This window comes from Thorsellia anophelis DSM 18579, from assembly GCF_900111395.1.
Lineage (GTDB): Bacteria > Pseudomonadota > Gammaproteobacteria > Enterobacterales > Thorselliaceae > Thorsellia > Thorsellia anophelis.
On the sequence record NZ_FOHV01000002.1, the window covers coordinates 58,143 to 75,648 of the forward strand.

The 17,506-nt window shown below is 36.1% G+C and carries 16 protein-coding genes; all 16 read left to right on the top strand.

Going from position 1 to position 17,506, the window contains the following annotated elements:
* The first annotated feature begins 340 nt into the window (after positions 1-340).
* The 16 genes from BMW37_RS01480 (at position 341) to lpxD (ending at position 17,457) form a co-directional block, all read left to right on the top strand.
* Complete coding sequence (locus BMW37_RS01480; protein WP_093317090.1) at positions 341-1,534, top strand: SAM-dependent methyltransferase; 1,194 nt, start codon at positions 341-343, stop codon at positions 1,532-1,534.
* A 37-nt stretch (positions 1,535-1,571) separates the two neighbouring features.
* Positions 1,572-2,123: a DUF3833 domain-containing protein gene (locus tag BMW37_RS01485; RefSeq protein WP_093317092.1), complete on the top strand. Its 552-nt coding sequence runs from the start codon at positions 1,572-1,574 to the stop codon at positions 2,121-2,123.
* A gap of 55 nt (positions 2,124-2,178) precedes the next feature.
* A complete protein-coding gene (locus BMW37_RS01490; RefSeq protein ID WP_093317094.1) occupies positions 2,179-2,940 on the top strand; it encodes an SDR family NAD(P)-dependent oxidoreductase in 762 nt (253 codons plus the stop codon).
* Positions 2,941-3,089: 149 nt separating this feature from the next.
* Complete coding sequence (locus BMW37_RS01495; protein ID WP_093317096.1) at positions 3,090-3,815, top strand: response regulator transcription factor; 726 nt, start codon at positions 3,090-3,092, stop codon at positions 3,813-3,815.
* A complete protein-coding gene (locus BMW37_RS01500) occupies positions 3,799-5,223 on the top strand; it encodes a sensor histidine kinase (RefSeq protein ID WP_177168552.1) in 1,425 nt (474 codons plus the stop codon). The genes BMW37_RS01495 and BMW37_RS01500 overlap by 17 nt, the downstream gene beginning before the upstream one ends.
* Before the next feature lie 314 nt (positions 5,224-5,537).
* The gene (rpsB, locus tag BMW37_RS01505) at positions 5,538-6,266 is read left to right on the top strand and encodes a 30S ribosomal protein S2 (protein WP_093317101.1); all 729 of its coding nucleotides are present in this window, start codon (positions 5,538-5,540) and stop codon (positions 6,264-6,266) included.
* A gap of 164 nt (positions 6,267-6,430) precedes the next feature.
* Positions 6,431-7,288, top strand: coding sequence for a translation elongation factor Ts (gene tsf, locus BMW37_RS01510; protein ID WP_093317103.1), 858 nt, complete (start codon positions 6,431-6,433; stop codon positions 7,286-7,288).
* Between the two features lie 247 nt (positions 7,289-7,535).
* Positions 7,536-8,258: a UMP kinase gene (gene pyrH / locus BMW37_RS01515; protein ID WP_093317106.1), complete on the top strand. Its 723-nt coding sequence runs from the start codon at positions 7,536-7,538 to the stop codon at positions 8,256-8,258.
* A gap of 33 nt (positions 8,259-8,291) precedes the next feature.
* Entirely contained in the window at positions 8,292-8,855 is a 564-nt protein-coding gene (gene frr / locus BMW37_RS01520; RefSeq protein ID WP_093317108.1) for a ribosome recycling factor, read from the top strand.
* 108 nt (positions 8,856-8,963) lie between these two features.
* Positions 8,964-10,178 (top strand): 1-deoxy-D-xylulose-5-phosphate reductoisomerase, encoded by a 1,215-nt coding sequence (ispC, locus tag BMW37_RS01525; RefSeq protein ID WP_093317111.1) that lies wholly within the window; start codon positions 8,964-8,966, stop codon positions 10,176-10,178.
* Between the two features lie 10 nt (positions 10,179-10,188).
* Positions 10,189-10,896, top strand: a complete 708-nt coding sequence (locus BMW37_RS01530; RefSeq protein WP_093317113.1) for an undecaprenyl pyrophosphate synthase — start codon at positions 10,189-10,191, stop codon at positions 10,894-10,896.
* 95 nt (positions 10,897-10,991) lie between these two features.
* The gene (locus tag BMW37_RS01535; RefSeq protein ID WP_093317116.1) at positions 10,992-11,828 is read left to right on the top strand and encodes a phosphatidate cytidylyltransferase; all 837 of its coding nucleotides are present in this window, start codon (positions 10,992-10,994) and stop codon (positions 11,826-11,828) included.
* Between the two features lie 43 nt (positions 11,829-11,871).
* The gene (gene rseP, locus BMW37_RS01540) at positions 11,872-13,227 is read left to right on the top strand and encodes an RIP metalloprotease RseP (RefSeq protein WP_093317118.1); all 1,356 of its coding nucleotides are present in this window, start codon (positions 11,872-11,874) and stop codon (positions 13,225-13,227) included.
* 138 nt (positions 13,228-13,365) lie between these two features.
* Positions 13,366-15,789, top strand: coding sequence for an outer membrane protein assembly factor BamA (bamA, locus tag BMW37_RS01545; protein WP_093317426.1), 2,424 nt, complete (start codon positions 13,366-13,368; stop codon positions 15,787-15,789).
* Positions 15,790-15,883: 94 nt separating this feature from the next.
* Positions 15,884-16,387 (top strand): OmpH family outer membrane protein, encoded by a 504-nt coding sequence (locus tag BMW37_RS01550; protein ID WP_093317121.1) that lies wholly within the window; start codon positions 15,884-15,886, stop codon positions 16,385-16,387.
* Between the two features lie 8 nt (positions 16,388-16,395).
* The gene (gene lpxD, locus BMW37_RS01555; RefSeq protein WP_093317124.1) at positions 16,396-17,457 is read left to right on the top strand and encodes a UDP-3-O-(3-hydroxymyristoyl)glucosamine N-acyltransferase; all 1,062 of its coding nucleotides are present in this window, start codon (positions 16,396-16,398) and stop codon (positions 17,455-17,457) included.
* Positions 17,458-17,506: the final 49 nt, after the last annotated feature.

Here is a 17,506-nt window from a genome sequence, read left to right on the forward strand (position 1 = left end):
TCCATAGAGCTTATATTAAGTTTATACTCTTAATGAATTCTCATTCAATAACAAAGCACTTAAAAAGTTGATCAAATCGATTAAATGTTTACTTCTTTGGTTATATGATTAAATAGTGTTGCTTATTAGCTGTAGTAACCTCAGTATACCGGTCATGATAGTTCGATTCAAATTACAGATAATTAATAAATTAGAAACCTGAAGTAAACTGAAAGTATGATACTTTAAACGATAATCTAATAATTCGTAAAATGTGACTCAAAAATCTTATGGCTATAAAATCCTATCGTATCTTAATGTTAAACAATAAAAGATAGGCGTCTTAAATTTGGAGCAAGGTATGATAAGTCAAACAATTAATACAAAAACAACAGATGTGTTTTTAAGAGCGCTGTCCTGTCTAGATGCAGGCTCGTTGGTATTAGAATTACCAAATGGTAAAACCTATCAATTTGAAGGAAATAAACCAGGCCCTCATGCACACCTTATTTTGCATGAGTTTAGTGTTATCTCTAATCTTGCGCTAAGGGGGGATATTGCTTTTGCCGAGGATTATCGAGATGGACATTGGGATAGTCCAGATATTGCCGCATTAGTTGAATGTGCTATTTTGAATTACGATGCCTTATCTAGGTATATTGCAGGTAGCTGGGTGCAAAGATTTTTAAGCCAAGTATTTTATTTATTTAAACGTAACTCTAAGCGAGGGAGTAAGAAAAATATTCATGCGCATTATGATTTAGGCAATGAATTTTATTCTTTATGGTTAGATGAAACTATGACCTATTCTTCTGCTATTTATCAGCAAGGTAATGAAACACTCGCTTCAGCTCAGCGCAATAAATATGATCGTATTTTAAATAAATTTAATCAGCCTAGCTCACTTCTAGAAATCGGATGCGGTTGGGGTGGTTTTGCTGATAGAGTTGCGAATCCTCATAGCAATTTTGTATTAGATCATCATTTAAAGGCGCTCACTATTTCAGATGCGCAATTCCAATTTGCTAAAAATAGGCTTTCTGGTCATGAAGAGAAAATTAATATTGCGCTTGAAGATTACAGGGATGTGCAAGGTAAATTTGATGGAATTGTTTCAATTGAAATGTTTGAAGCGGTGGGGGAAAAATATTGGAAAACATATTTTGATAAAGTGAAATCACTTTTATCAAAAGAGGGTAAGGCGGTTATCCAAACTATTACAATTGCTGATCCTCACTTTGAGGCATACCGCAAAAGTGGTGATGCTATAAGGAGTTTTATCTTTCCTGGTGGTATGTTACCGAGTCCTGAACGCTTTGATCAAGTTGCCTTGAATTCTGGATTAAAAACAGAAGATCACTATTTTTTTGGTAAAGATTATGCGAAGACCCTACTGACATGGCTAGATAATTTTGACGGTGTTCAAAAATCTGTTTTAGCGTGTGGGTTTGATATGCCTTTTATAAGATTATGGCGTTTTTATCTTGCTTATTGCGCGGGAGCATTTAATGCTGAAAGAATTAATGTTATGCAAATTGAGTTACATCACAATTAAATCAGAGCGTTTACTATCACATTTAGAGGATTAAATCATGAACATTAAAATGCTTTTTGCAGGTTTTTCTGCCTTATTAGCTGGATGTGGTGGTATTGATGGCCAGCAATATGTTAATCAAAGTCCACCCTTAAAATTAGAAGACTATTTCAATGGGCCTATCAAAGCTTGGGGATTTATCCAAGATAGAAGTGGTAATGTTATTACTCGATTTGATGTTGTTATGCATGGCTCATGGGAAGGTAATAAAGGCAAATTAGAAGAAGTGTTTACTTATTATGATAGTGGAAAAGTCCAAAATCGCACATGGGAAATTACCAAAATTGATGAGTTAACCTACGAAGGTAAAGCAGGGGACATTCTAGGTACAGCTAAGGGGTCTGCATTTGGTAATGCGATAAATTGGGTTTATGAAATGGATGTTCCTGTTGATGATACAACTTATCGTTTAAAATTTGATGATTGGATGTGGGCAATGAATGATGGGGTTGTGATTAATCGTTCGTATATGAAAAAATTTGGTATTACCGTTGCCGAGCTGACCGTTTTTATGCAAAAAGTCCCTGTAGAGGCAATTGAAGTACAATAGTCCGGTCGTTTAAGTGGCGATTGGTTTATTTTTCTAACAAGCTTTAGGTGGCATTATGAAAAACAGTATGATTGATCGTACTTACTGGATTATTGGGGCAAGTAGTGGTATTGGCCGAGCATTGTCTATTGAACTTGCTAAAAAAGGTGCAACTTTAGTGATTAGTTCGCGAGATGAGAATTTGCTCATTTCGCTGCATGAACAACTAGACAAATCAAATGGGCAAACACATCTTGTTATTCCTTGTGATGCAAGTGCATTTGATAGTCTGCAAGAAGCTAAGTCTATCATATATAATAGATTAGATAAGCTTGATTGTGTGGTTTATATGTCTGGTATATATCATCCTATGGATACTGCTCAATTAGAATTAAGTTGGGTGAAATCTATTGTAGAAACAAATTTGCTCGGTCCTATGTACATTACGCAATTGATGATAAATGATCTACTAAACATACCTAATTCTCAGCTTGTATTTTGCGCAAGTGTTGCAGGATACAGAGGATTGCCAAATGCACAACCTTACGGCGCGAGTAAAGCTGGTTTAATTAACTTTGTGCAATCCATTCATGCAGAATATGGTCGCAAGTTAGACATTAAACTTATCAATCCTGGATTCGTTCAAACTCGGTTAACAGATAAAAACCAGTTCTCTATGCCCTTTATTATTGCACCAGAACAAGCAGCAACAGCAATTGTCTCTGGATTATTGAAGCATAACCAGTTTGAAATTCATTTCCCTAAACGATTTACGTTATTAATGAAATGTTTCACGTCATTGCCTTATTGGTTGTACCATCGTTTAGTCAGACGATAAGTGTTTAATTTTTAATCAATAAGTTATCCTGATAGTTCAAATTAAATAGGTGTGTTAGATTAAGGGTAATGCTAGAGTTAGCAATCACTTAAAAACCGATATGATAGTTTATTGTTTTGGCATCACTGACAGAGTAGACTGGAGCAGATGTGAAATTATTAGTAATAGAAGATGATAAAAAAGTATCTCAATTCATCGAGAGGGGATTTAAAGAGCTTGGTCATAATGTTGATATAGCTGAAGAGGGCAAAACTGGCTTATTTTTAGCTATGACTGAACAGTATGATGCGTTAATTGTTGATAGAATGTTACCTGGTATAGAAGGACTGACAATAGTACAAACTTTACGTGCGGCGTCAAATAAAATTCCTATCATAGTATTAAGCGCAATGGGAAAGGTAGATGATAGAGTCAAGGGATTAAGATCTGGGGCGGATGATTATTTAGTCAAGCCTTTCGCCTTTGAAGAGCTATTGGCTAGAGTTGAAGTGTTAATTGAGCGCTGCAGTGGTAAAGGCGATGTCAGGCAAACAGAATTAGTTGCGCATGATTTAGTTATGGATCTGTTGGCTAGGAAAGTAACGAGAAATGGAGTTGAGATAGAGCTTCAATCAAGGGAATTTAGATTATTGGAATATTTACTCCGTAATAAAGGACAAATGGTCACTCGCACTATGTTGCTTGAACATGTTTGGGATTACCATTTTGATCCTCAAACTAACGTCATTGATGTTCATATCAGTCGCTTACGAAATAAAATTGATAAAGGATTTGAAAATAAGATTATTAAAACAATTAGAGGATCTGGATATATTATAGACGATAGTATACATAGCATCTCAGATGAGCAAGGTTTTCATGACATCAACGATTAAAAATTTCAGGCAAAGTTCTAGTTTTTTTATGGCGACATTGTGTTCCATACTTCTACTTAGTGTTGCATGCTTTGTTTTTTATTTTATTTCTGTTGTCAATAGTGATGGTTTTTTAGCAGAATCACGCGCCGCAATAGATGCAGAAATGTCTCGCTTATTAATGTTAGATCAAATCGATAGCAACGCGTTAAAAAAAGCGCTAAGCATGCATAATGATACACCTCAAAATACGTTTATTTACGGTTTATTCTCTAAACAGAATGAAGTATTAATTGGGAATAAGGCATTTTGGTCACCATTTTTAAATGAGCTACAACAAAATACTCCTACATTGACTCAATATCAAATCGCCCAAGGTGGTGGTGCTGATGACCTATCCTTTTTTCAACAACTTGAGAATTTAACTTTGGAAAGTAATTATCTTTCTAAATCAGTTCAGGTAGAAGAAGGTAATTATTTGATTGTCGCTCGTAATATTGATGAATTCAGAACAGCCAGATGGTTTGCTATGACTTTTGGCTGGGTTATTTTTGTTATTACGCTCATGCTAATTTTATGTTTTTATATTATTGGGCAATTCGTCGTTAATAAAGTTAATTCTATCTCACGGATTGCCAATGAAATTATCACTACAGGAAATATCAGTAAACGAATTGCCAGAGATAGATACTGGGATGATTTAAGTAAGCTTGAAATTGTCTTAAATACGATGCTTGATGAAATTGAATCATTAATGCTAGGCATGAAAAAAGTAACGGATGATATTGCCCACGATCTCAGAACGCCACTTACCCGCTTAAGAAATGACTTAGAGCAAGTTGAGCCGGCTGAACTTAAAGAAGAGTTACTTAGTGAAGCTGATCGCTTATTAAGTATGTTTAATGGTTTACTTAGGATTGCAGAGGTTGAAAGCGGTAAAAAACGTGCAGAGTTTCAATTGGTTGATTTTGATGATATTGTTAGGGATGCTGAAGCACTATATGCCCCATTGTGTGATGAGAAAAATATCAGTATTAACAGTGTGATAAAAACGGCTAAAGTTTATGGCGATCGTAATTTACTGTTTCAAATCTGTATTAATCTTATTGATAATGCAATTAAGTTCACGCCATCTGGAGGATTAATAGAAATTATGTTATCTGAGCAAGATGGGTGTACATTTTTATCGATTACTGATTCAGGCATAGGAATTGATGAATCTGAAATTAATCATATCTTTAAACGATTTTATCGAGTAGAGCGAAGCCGTAACAGTGAAGGTAATGGTCTTGGTTTATCGATTGTACAAGCGATTGTGCAATTACATAAAGGGCGGATAACTGTTAAAAATAGGGCAGTAGGAACACGGTTTGAACTATTTTTCCCAAAAGATAAAAATATGACTTGTGCTGCTAATTTACCTAAATAGGGTAAAATAAGTTGAAAAAGCTAGTCTTAATATTCAAAATATGATATAAAGCGCGCCGCAAAAGCGCTCTTATTTATTGGTTATTTAACCTGGTTAATTAATCAAAAATTAATTGCATTACGTTGCGACTATAACCGCTGGTATGTCTAGAGTTTTATTAAGCTCTGGGTTTACATGTGTAAATACACACATGCATCGACACAATAGCCGGGGTGCCATGATTTTATCAAGTTTATCTTAAATAAGATAAAAACTAGGTCGGTCTATTGGGATGTATGGAGGCAAAACCCCATTTATATGATTAGAGGTCTATTATGACAACAGTTTCAATGCGCGATATGCTACAAGCAGGCGTTCATTTCGGTCACCAAACTCGTTATTGGAATCCAAAAATGAAACCATTCATTTTTGGCTCACGTAACCGTGTTCACATCATTAACTTAGAGCAAACTGTTCCTATGTTTAATGCTGCACTTGCTGAGTTAAGCAGAATTTCTGCTCGTAAAGGTAAAATTCTATTTGTTGGTACGAAGCGTGCTGCAGGTGAAGCAATCAAGGAAGCGGCTAAAAGCTGTGATCAATATTATGTGAATCACCGTTGGTTAGGTGGCATGTTAACTAACTGGAAAACAGTTCGTCAATCAATTGGTTTGCTAAAAGATTTAGAAAAACAATCACAAGACGGTACATTTGACAAGTTAACTAAAAAAGAAGCGTTACTTCGTGCACGTGATCTTGAAAAGTTAGAAAACAGCCTTGGTGGAATCAAGGATATGAATGGTTTACCTGATGCACTATTTATCATTGATGCTGAACATGAGCACATTGCAATTAAAGAAGCAAATAATTTAGGTATTCCAGTATTCTGTGTAGTTGATACAAACTCTAACCCAGATGGTATCGATTATATTATTCCTGGTAATGATGATGCTATTCGTGCGATTACACTTTATTTAACTGCTGCTGCTGATGCAGTACGTAAAGGTCGTTCGCAAGAAGTGGAAATAATCCCAGCTGCTGCAGAAGAAAGCGCTGCTGAATAATCATTAAAGCATGTTGAGTTTAAATTGCTTTTGGTTATATAGCATAAGGCCTTATTCTTGAATTCAATATGCAGATATATTCTTTAAAGGGCCTGAATAAGGCCTTTTTTGTTATAAATATGTGTTCAATCAAAAGATAGCACTCCATTTAAGAGGATTTAAATATGGCAGATATTACTGCAGCACTCGTAAAAGAACTTCGTGAGCGTACCGGCGCAGGCATGATGGAATGTAAAAAAGCACTTGTTGAAAGTAACGGTGATATTGAGCTAGCCATTGATAATATGCGTAAATCAGGCCAAGCAAAAGCAGCTAAAAAAGCAGGTCGCGTTGCAGCTGAAGGCATCATTCTTGCTAAAATTGCAAGTTGTGGTACGTTTGGTATGCTAGTTGAATTAAATTGCGAAACAGACTTTGTTGCTAAAGATGCAGGTTTCATGGCGTTTGGTGAAGAAGTTATTGAAGCAGTTCTTGCGGCTAAAATGACCGATATTGAAGCAGTACAAGCAAAGTTTGAAGAGCAACGTGCGGCTCTAGTTGCTAAAATCGGTGAAAACATCACAATTCGTCGTGTTTCTTTAGTAGAAGGCGAGAAATTAGGCGCTTATTTGCATGGTGCACGTATCGGTGTTATCGTTGCTGCGTCTGGTGCTGATGATGAAACTATTAAGCATGTTGCAATGCATGTTGCAGCAAGCAAACCTGAATATGTTAATCCTGAAGATGTACCTGCTGATGTTGTTAATCGTGAGCATCAAATTCAATTGGATATCGCGATGCAGTCAGGTAAACCACGTGATATCGCAGAAAAAATGGTTGAAGGGCGCATGCGTAAATTTACGGGTGAAGTCTCATTAACAGGCCAACCATTTGTTATGTCTCCAGATAAAACTGTTGGTGCAATGCTACAAGAAAAAGGTGCTAAAGTAAGTACTTTTGTACGCTTTGAAGTAGGTGAAGGCATTGAAAAAGTTGAAACGGACTTTGCAGCTGAAGTTGCAGCTATGAGTAAAGGCGTTTAATTTGATAAAGATCCTTATGGTATTAATATATGCTAATACTATAAGGATCAAATCTTATAATAATCTATTTTTTTAGAACTCATCAATAAAAAATATGTTAGCATTCATTATTGATTTCTCTATTTTTATTAGACTATTTTGAAAATTTCACTCTCGAAATATCAATAATCAATGTTAATCAATTAATTATTAAATCTATTTATACTATTTAAATTTAATAATTTCAAAGTTATATAGAGGATAACCTATGGCCAAAAATTCACAACCACTTTATCGTCGAATTCTTCTTAAACTCAGTGGTGAGGCTCTGCAAGGTGCTGAAGGATTTGGGATTGATCCGGCTGTGTTGGATAGAATGGCCCAAGAAATCAAAGAATTGCTTGAATTAGGCGTCCAAGTTGGTGTTGTCATTGGAGGCGGAAATCTATTTCGCGGTGCCGGATTAGCAAAGGCTGGTATGAACCGTGTTGTTGGCGACCATATGGGAATGCTTGCAACTGTTATGAACGGGCTTGCGATGCGCGATGCACTCCATAGAGCTTATGTTAATGCAAAACTCATGTCAGCAATTCCACTTAATGGCGTGTGTGAAGATTATAACTGGGCAGATGCTATCGGTTTGTTAAAAGAAAATAAAGTCGTTATTTTTTCTGCTGGTACAGGTAATCCATTTTTTACAACTGATTCTGCAGCTTGCTTGCGTGGTATTGAGATTGAAGCGGATGTGGTATTGAAAGCAACAAAAGTTAATGGTGTTTATACCGCAGATCCTGAAAAAGACCCAACAGCAGTTATGTATGAAAGATTAACCTATCAGGAAGTATTAGAAAAAGAGCTTAAAGTAATGGATCTTGCCGCATTCACCTTAGCAAGAGACCATAAAATGCCAATACGTGTGTTTAATATGAATAAGACAGGTGCACTCAGAAATGTGATTCTGACAGAAACAGAAGGCACTTTGATTTCTTAAGTCAGTCAAATATAATTAAATTAGGATAATATTATGCAAACAATTAGTGACATTAGAAAAGACGCTGAAGCAAGAATGGAAAAATGCTTGGAAGTGTTTAGAAATAATATTTCTAAAATTCGCACAGGGCGTGCCTCTCCAAGCATTTTAGATGGTATACAAGTTGATTATTACGGTTCGTTAACACCACTACGTCAATTAGCAAACGTCACCGCTGAAGATTCAAGAACACTTGCTGTTACTGTATTTGATCGTTCAATTGGACCTGCTGTGGAAAAAGCAATCATTAACTCTGATTTAGGATTAAATCCTTCTTCAGCTGGAACGACGATTAGGGTACCGTTACCGCCTTTAACTGAAGAACGTCGTAAAGATTTAATTAAAATTGTGAAAGCAGAAGCAGAGCAAGGTAGAGTCTCTGTACGTAATGTGCGCCGTGATGCGAATGATAAATTAAAAGCATTATTGAAAGATAAAGAGATCGGTGAAGATGAAGAACGCAAAGCACAGGATGAAATTCAAAAAATCACAGATGCTGTGATTAAAAAAGTTGATGCAGCTTTAGGTGAAAAAGAAACTGAATTAATGACTTTTTAGTCTTAATGGCTAATGAGATGAATAGACGCGTGAGTATTAAGTGATTAACTAGCTCACGCGTTTTTTTTCACTGCTTAATTTTTTAGTTTTGCGTAATCGGAAAAGTCTATGCAACAAATTGCTATTTTAGGTTCAACAGGATCAATAGGCCATACCTCACTTCGCGTGATAACGGAACATAGTGATAAGTTTAACGTGTTTGCTCTGATTGCGGGTGGAAACGATAAAGTTATGTTTGAACAAGCCATACGATATCGGCCAAAGTTTATTGTCATGGCTAATATCGAAGCAAGAGATTCACTCGCAAAACAACTTAATAATTACTTTCAAATGCATGGCAGTCAAAAATTTGAATGTGAATTATTATTTGGTGAGCAATCGATGTGTGATGTTGTTGCTCATCCGGATATCGATCAGGTGATAGCTGCGATTGTTGGCGGTGCTGGGCTTGTTCCGACTTTAGCTGCAGTTAAGGCAGGTAAACGAATATTACTTGCAAATAAAGAATCGCTTGTCATGTGTGGCAAGTTGTTCATGCAGGCAGTAAAAGAGCATAACGCCACGTTATTACCTATCGATAGTGAGCATAATGCTATTTTTCAGTCCTTGCCTGAAGCGCTGCAATCTAATCTAGGGCAAGTTTCTTTAGCTGATAATGGTATCAAGTCAATTATTCTCACTGGGTCAGGCGGCCCTTTTCTAAATACACCATTAAGTGATTTTAAATTGATTACGGTTCAGCAAGCTATTACTCACCCCAAATGGAATATGGGAGCAAAAATATCAGTTGATTCTGCTACGATGATGAATAAGGGCTTAGAATTCATTGAAGCAAGATGGTTATTTAATGCGAGTTTAGAAGAAATGGAAGTGATTCTTCACCCTCAGTCTATTATCCATTCAATGGTGAGATATAATGATGGTAGTGTCATTGCTCAGATGGGTAATGCGGATATGGCTATTCCAATTAATCATGCATTAACTTACCCTATGCGAGAACACTCGCCTGCGCAACAATTAGATTTTTTTAATTTAGAGCCTCTTGTTTTTAAGGAGCCTACAAAAGATAGATTTCCTTGTTTATTTTTAGCAAAACAAGCATCTCAAGCCGGACAGGTTGCAACAACTATTTTGAATGCAGCAAATGAAGTGATTGTTGCTGCTTTTTTGGATAAAAGAATCCAATTTTCTGATATATTTAGACTTAATGATATGATGTTATCTCAATATGTTTATTCAGAGCCAGAGTCAGTTGCTGAGGTGCTAGAAATAGATAAAGAAGTTAGAGTTAAGACTAATGAACTTATCGCTAAACGAGTGTAGAAGCCGCATAATGGAAGAAAATACGAAACCTAAGCATGTTGCTATAATCATGGATGGCAATGGAAGATGGGCGAAATTACGAGGTAAACTTCGTATTTCAGGACATAGGGCCGGAGCAAATGCAGTCAGAACAACCGTTAAAGCTGCTATATCTGCAAACATTAAAGTATTAACGCTTTATGCTTTTAGTAGTGAAAATTGGCGAAGGCCGAGTGCTGAGGTGACTGGATTAATGGAACTCTTTTTGCGTTCATTAAAAACCGAAGTCCCTAAATTACATGAAAATAATATTAAACTACAGGTTATTGGCGATATAAGCGGATTTAATCAACGTTTACAAAATGAAATAGCTAAAGCACACGAGCTTACGAAAAATAATAGTGGGCTGAAATTAAATATAGCTGCTAATTATGGCGGACGTTGGGACATAACGGATTCAGTAAAGACACTATTTCAGCAAATTCAAACAGGGCAGCAATCTATTGAGGCGATTAATGAAACAATGCTTACTGAATTGATCGCAGATCGCACTGTTTCTGATGTTGATCTTTTAATACGTACAGGTGGAGAATGTAGAATAAGTAACTTTTTACTATGGCAAATAGCCTATGCTGAGCTTTATTTTACAGACTGTTTTTGGCCTGATTTTAATGAAGATGAGTTCAATACAGCTATTGCTGCTTTTTCTAATCGTATTCGGCGATTTGGTGGTCTTTAAGTGATAATAGTGATTGTTATACTAAACTGCGTAATACATTTTGTACTACAGATCGAAAAATATTTTTTATCTGTGCTTATTTCTAAGGAGCCAATGTGTTTAAACAACGGGTTATTACATCTTTAATACTTATCCCTTTAGCTATAGGTGGGCTCTTTTATTTAGACTCATTTTGGTTTACGGCTGTTTTAGCAGTTGTTGGAGGCTTAACAGCATGGGAATGGACTAATATGATGCACATCAAATCATCTGCTATGCGCATGTTGTTAGGTGCTATTTTTACCTGTGTAGTGATTGCTTGTGCTGCAATATTTACCCCGATTCAGACTGCAATGGTGAATCATCTTATTTTAAGTATTTCAATTGGATGGTGGGTCGCTGTTATCGGTTTAGTCTTAACTTATCCTAAATCTAGCATGATTTGGAAACAAACCCATTTCTTAAAATCCTTATTCATTCTTTTTATCCTACTTCCTTTTATTGTTGGCATGGTTGAGCTTAAAGCAATGAGTCCTTGGTGGGTCATGTATGTTTTATGTTTAGTCTGGATAAGCGACACAGGTGCGTATCTTGTTGGAAAAAAATGGGGTAAACATAAATTAGCACCAAAAGTTTCTCCAGGGAAAACTTGGCAAGGTTTTGGAGGAGCTCTATTTTTCTCATGTTTATTACCTGTAGGAGTGTTGTTGTTCAAACCAGAATTTATTCCTGTAACGACCTTACAGTTTTTTATTATTTCAGTTATAACTGTAATTGTCTCAGTCTTTGGTGATTTAGCTGAAAGTATGTTTAAGAGGGAAGCTGGAGTAAAAGATAGCAGTCAGTTAATTCCTGGGCATGGTGGTGTTTTTGACAGAATAGATAGCTTAACAGCTGCTGTTCCTATTTTTTTTATGCTTTTACAATTTGCAATTAATGGATTTAATGCATAGATTAACTAATGATGAAATCTAGTTAATAGAAGCTTGAGGTGGTATGTTTAATTTACTTTTATTTTTAGTCACAATCGGTATATTAGTTGTTATCCATGAATATGGACATTTTATTGTGGCAAGAAAATGTGGCGTTAGAGTTGAGAAGTTTTCTATTGGATTTGGCCCTAAGCTTTATAGTTGGTATGATAAGAATGGAACAGAGTTTAGTTTGTCTATGATACCTCTAGGTGGTTATGTCAGGATGCTAGATGAAAGAGTTGCAGAGGTAAATCACACTTTAAAAGACAAAGCATTTAACAATAAAACAATCGCTCAGCGCGCTATGATTATTGCAGCAGGCCCACTTGCGAATTTTATATTGGCCTTTTTTATTTTTTGGCTATTAGCAATGATAGGATTTGAATCTAGAAAATCTGTTATTTTATCTGTTGAACCAATGTCAATTGCATCTCAAGCTAATATACCAGCTAATACAGTGATAATGGAAATTAATGGACAAGATGCGCGATCACTTATTACGGCCGAGGCTATCTTACATAAACTCGCTGAAAATAAGACTAGCTCAGCAACACTCATATTACAAGATATGGATGATGAAACGTATGAGTTTGAGCGAGTGTTATCATTAAGTGATTGGCAGTTTGATCCTCAAAATCAAGTTGCCTTAACAAGTTTAGGTATTGTTTTTCCAGAATACCCACTGAATATTCAAGAAGTTTTATCAGATAGTCCCGCGCAGAAAGCAGGACTACAGCCTGGCGATATAATTACACATATGAATGCAGAGCCAGTAAATAGCCGCCAAGAATTTATCCATTTTATTAATTATCATGCAAATGAAACAGTTTATTTAACTCTTATGCGTAATTCTACAGAAATTGATGTTATGATTACCCCAGAGAAAATTGTTGATAAACAAGGTGATAAAGAGATATCAAAAGGTAGAATAGGGATTTCATTTGCAAATGATCCGTTAAAGGATGAATATATGCTCAATAATCGCTATAATCCATTAACAAGTCTCTGGATTGCCAGTAAAATGCTGACTCAAAAAGTAGGATTGATACTAGGATTTTTGGTTGATGCAGTTAAAGGAAATGCTAGTATTGATGATATCGCTGGGCCAGTTGGAATTGCGCAAGCAGCCGGTTCACAGTTTTCTTTTGGTATGAGTGCCTATTTAGCTTTTTTAGCATTTTTGAGTATCAATTTAGGGATAATGAATCTGCTGCCGATCCCTGTATTAGACGGTGGACACTTGCTTTTCCTTGCTGTAGAAAAGATTAAAGGAAGTCCGGTTTCATTAAAAATACAGCAGAATTTTTATTTTGTGGGAGCGATTTTGCTCATACTATTAATGGGATTAACTTTCATTAGCGATTTTATGCGGTTTTGATATAAAATTGCATAGTTAAAAACTGCACTCTAATGTTAACAATGTGCGTATTAGCTTTAGATAATTTAAACAATTTTCATGAAGAATAAACCAATGAAAAAATCTATGAATACTAAAAACACTAAACATGTTAAAAGCATGTTAGCACGATTTAAACGCCATCCAATAAAGCATGTGGTTGCTGCCTCACTTTTTTTGGCTAGTACGACACTATTAGCGGACAGTTTTGTGCTCCAAAATATTCGTTTTGAAGGATTACAAAGAGTAGATGAAGGAGCTGCATTACTTAATATGCCTGTAAGAACGGGTGATACAATAGATGATGAATCTGTTGGAGATGTTATTCGTTCTTTATTTGCTTCAGGAAATTTTGAAGATGTTAAAGTTTTAAGAGACGGTGATTCACTAGTGATTCAAGTCACTGAACGTCCAACTATTGCAAGTATTACATTTTCGGGTAATAAAGCAGTTAAAGAAGATCAACTTACTCAAAATCTAGAAGCATCAGGCGTAAAAGTTGGTGAAGGTCTAGATAGAAATGCCTTAGCAGATATTGAAAAGGGTTTAGCTGATTTTTATTACAGTGCTGGCAAATATAATGCAGCGGTTAAAGCCGTTGTTACTCCTCTACCTAGAAATCGTGTCGATCTTAACATTGTCTTTAGTGAAGGCGCTTCTGCTGAAATACAGCAAATTAATATTGTTGGCAATCAACAATTCACATCCAAAGAGCTTATCAGTAAATTTGATTTACGTGATACATTACCATGGTGGAATATCATGGGTAATAAACAGTATCAAAAACAAACTTTGGCAGGTGATTTAGAGAAGCTAAGGAATTTTTACTTAGATCAAGGTTTTGCTAGGTTTACAATTGATTCAACTCAAGTTAGCTTGACGCCAGATAAAACAGGTATTTTTGTGACTATCAATATCACTGAAGGTGAAAAATACCAAGTGTCTGATGTGGTTGTTCGTGGTGAGCTAGTTGGTTTGAATAGTAAAATTGAAGAGCTTTCTCATGTTGAGCCAGGCACCTTATTTAGTGGACAACGTGTAACTGAAATAGAAAACTCTGTAAAAGAATTATTAGGGGCAAATGGGTTTGCCTATCCTCAAGTATTAGTTGAACCTGAATTTATTGATGATGCAGGGCAAGTAGTTCTGTATGTGAATGTCAGTCCAGGTAGCCGTTTTTATGTTAGACAAATTTCTTTTGAAGGAAATGATATTAGCCGAGATGAAATTTTACGCCGTGAAATGCGCCAATTTGAAGGGGCATGGCTTGCAAGCGATAAAATTGAACAAGGCCGTGAAAGATTAAATAGACTAGGGTATTTTGATAGTGTTGAAGTTGAAACTGTCAGAGTGCCAGGAACAGAAGATCAAGTTGATGTTGTCTATCGTGTCAAAGAACGTAATACTGGTACTTTCAATGTCGGTGTTGGATTTGGTACAGAGAGTGGCTTAAGTTTCCAAGTTGGTGTAGAACAAGACAACTGGCTCGGAACAGGTAATACGGTTGGAATTAATGCTACAACTAATAAGTCAGACACATCTGTTGATCTTTCATTAACTAATCCTTATTTTACTGCAGATGGCGTGAGTTTAGGGGGTAGAATTTTCTACAATGCTTTTGATGCATCAGATGCAGATCTAGATAGTTATACAAATAGCAGCTATGGTGCTGATATTTTGATGGGTGTGCCTGTTAGTGAAACAACTACACTGCGCGCAGGGTTAGGGTATGTACATAATGATATCAAAGATATTCAAGCAAGAATTGATACAGTCCGTTACTTTGATGCGTTAGGTAAAGATGTCGATTCCTCAGGTGGAAATAGATATTCATTTAACGCTAACGATTTTAACTTAACGTTAGGCTGGAATTATAATAGTTTAAATAAAGGTTTTTTCCCAACAGACGGAATGAGAGCAAACGTGAGTTCGAAAATCACTGTGCCTGGCTCTGATAACCAATACTATAAAATCAATGCCGATATCTCAAATTATTTGCCATTAGATGAAAAACAAAAATGGGTCTTACTTGGACGTGGTCGCTTAGGTTATGGTGATGGTTTTGGTGGGAAATATATGCCATTTTATGAAAATTTCTATGGTGGGGGTTCAAGTTCATTACGCGGGTTTGCGGGCAATAGCATAGGTCCTCGGGCAGTCCCAGTTTCCTGTACGAATCTAAATGATTCCAAGTGCATAGGAAATCCTGGCGATGCGATTGGGGGGAATGCGCTAGTTGTTGCGACTGCAGAGTTAATCACGCCGACTCCATTTGTGAGTGAAGAATATTCTAATTCACTACGTACATCGCTATTTATTGATTCAGCGACAGTTTGGGATACGAAATGGAAAAACACTGCAGCAACAAAAGCAGCAGGTATTCCTGATTATGGTTCCCCAACTGAATATCGTGCATCAGCGGGTGCAGCGCTGCAGTGGGTATCACCATTAGGACCATTAATTTTCTCTTATGCAGTTCCTGTCAAAGATTATGCAGGAGATGAATCAGAAGAATTCCAATTCAATATTGGACGAACTTGGTAAATTAGAGTGAGTGAAGTTTAATTTATCTAGTGCTTAACTATTTTATAAAAATATTATTGATTATTGTTCATAACCATTATTTTAGGAGTCAGATGTGAAAAAATTATTAAATTTAGGATTGATCGCTGCTGCATTGATGAGTACTACGGCTTTTGCAGAGGATAAACTAGGCGTTGTGAATATTGCATATGTTTTTCAGAATATGCCTGAGCGTGCTGAAATTGCCAAACAGCTAGAAGCTGAGTTTCAACCAAGAGCAGAGTCTTTGCAAAAAATGGAAAAAGACCTTCAAGATAAATTGAAAAAAATTAATACTGAAGGCGATAAAATGAAAGACGCTGATCGTGAAAAATTAGCAAATGAAATTAAAACAATGCGTGATAAATTTGCTGCTGAGGCGCAATCATTTCAGCAAGATAACCAAGAAAGAGAGAATACTAAGCGTGCTGAATTATTAACTCAAATTCAAGAACAAGTTAAAACCATTTCGGAAGCAGAAGGTTTTACAGTTGTAATTGACTCAACAGCAGTGACATACCGCCAAGATTCAACTGATATCACTGAAAAAGTTTTAGCAAAATTTACTAAAGCTAAGTAAGGTTAAACATGCAAGCATTAATAGTTAAAGATATCGCAGCTGAAATTGACGCGATTGTGCTAGGAGATGAAACAATTGCAATTAGTCGGTTAGCTTCACTTTTATCGGCTAAGAATACAGAAATTACTTTTTTATCTAATCCTCGTTATCGAGATGATTTAGTAAATTGTAAAGCAGCTGCAGTTATTTTAACAGAAGAAGATTTACCTTTTTGCCCAGATAATCTTGTTAAGTTAGTGGTAAAGAACCCCTATTTTGCTTATGCAAAGATTGCAAGATTATTAGATACGACCCCTAAACCTGCAACAGATATCTCTAAATATGCAGTTATTGCTAAGAGTGCTGTCTTAGGCAAGAATGTGTCGATTGGTGCTAATGCAGTCATTGAAGATGGCGTCGTGCTTGGAGACGATGTTGTTATTGGGGCTGGTTGCTTTATTGGTAAATATACTAAAATTGGTGCAAGAACAAAGCTTTGGGCTAATGTTAGCGTTTATCATGAAGTTGAAATAGGGGAAGATTGTTTGTTTCAATCTTCTGCAGTGGTTGGATCTGATGGTTTTGGATATGCAAATCACCAAGGAAATTGGATTAAAATACCACAACTTGGCAGAGTTATTATAGGCAATAGAGTTGAAATCGGCGCTTGCACGACAATAGATAGAGGGGCATTAGGTGATACTGTCATAGAAGACGGTGTTATCATAGATAATCTATGCCAAGTAGCTCACAATGTACATATCGGTAAGAATACAGCAATTGCCGGCTGTGTGACACTAGCAGGTAGCTTAAAAATTGGATCTAACTGCCAGATAGGTGGAGCGAGCGTTCTAAACGGTCACATGAGCATTGCTGATGGTGTTGTAGTGACAGGAATGGGCATGGTGATGAGACCAATTGATAAACCCGGTATTTATTCATCTGGTATTCCACTACAGACAAACAAAGAATGGCGAAAAACCGCAGCTCTTGTTATGAACATAGATAAGATGAATAAACGGATTAAGGTATTAGAAAAAGAACTTAAATCTTCAAATAGTACTGATAATATGGATGTGAATGAATCATAATTATTATTCACAGCTCGTGAATCTTATTTTAAAAGTGTATGCAAATGGA

What these genes read in the sequence shown, in the direction of transcription:
- ispC (WP_093317111.1), top strand. Translation starts at nt 8,964, where the DNA reads ATGCAACAAATTGCTATTTTAGGTTCAACAGGATCAATAGGCCATACC.
- BMW37_RS01530 (WP_093317113.1), top strand. Translation starts at nt 10,189, where the DNA reads ATGGAAGAAAATACGAAACCTAAGCATGTTGCTATAATCATGGATGGC.
- lpxD (WP_093317124.1), top strand. Translation starts at nt 16,396, where the DNA reads ATGCAAGCATTAATAGTTAAAGATATCGCAGCTGAAATTGACGCGATT.
- BMW37_RS01490 (WP_093317094.1), top strand. Translation starts at nt 2,179, where the DNA reads ATGAAAAACAGTATGATTGATCGTACTTACTGGATTATTGGGGCAAGT.
- BMW37_RS01480 (WP_093317090.1), top strand. Translation starts at nt 341, where the DNA reads ATGATAAGTCAAACAATTAATACAAAAACAACAGATGTGTTTTTAAGA.
- pyrH (WP_093317106.1), top strand. Translation starts at nt 7,536, where the DNA reads ATGGCCAAAAATTCACAACCACTTTATCGTCGAATTCTTCTTAAACTC.
- BMW37_RS01485 (WP_093317092.1), top strand. Translation starts at nt 1,572, where the DNA reads ATGAACATTAAAATGCTTTTTGCAGGTTTTTCTGCCTTATTAGCTGGA.
- rpsB (WP_093317101.1), top strand. Translation starts at nt 5,538, where the DNA reads ATGACAACAGTTTCAATGCGCGATATGCTACAAGCAGGCGTTCATTTC.
- BMW37_RS01500 (WP_177168552.1), top strand. Translation starts at nt 3,799, where the DNA reads ATGACATCAACGATTAAAAATTTCAGGCAAAGTTCTAGTTTTTTTATG.
- bamA (WP_093317426.1), top strand. Translation starts at nt 13,366, where the DNA reads ATGTTAGCACGATTTAAACGCCATCCAATAAAGCATGTGGTTGCTGCC.
- rseP (WP_093317118.1), top strand. Translation starts at nt 11,872, where the DNA reads ATGTTTAATTTACTTTTATTTTTAGTCACAATCGGTATATTAGTTGTT.
- tsf (WP_093317103.1), top strand. Translation starts at nt 6,431, where the DNA reads ATGGCAGATATTACTGCAGCACTCGTAAAAGAACTTCGTGAGCGTACC.
- frr (WP_093317108.1), top strand. Translation starts at nt 8,292, where the DNA reads ATGCAAACAATTAGTGACATTAGAAAAGACGCTGAAGCAAGAATGGAA.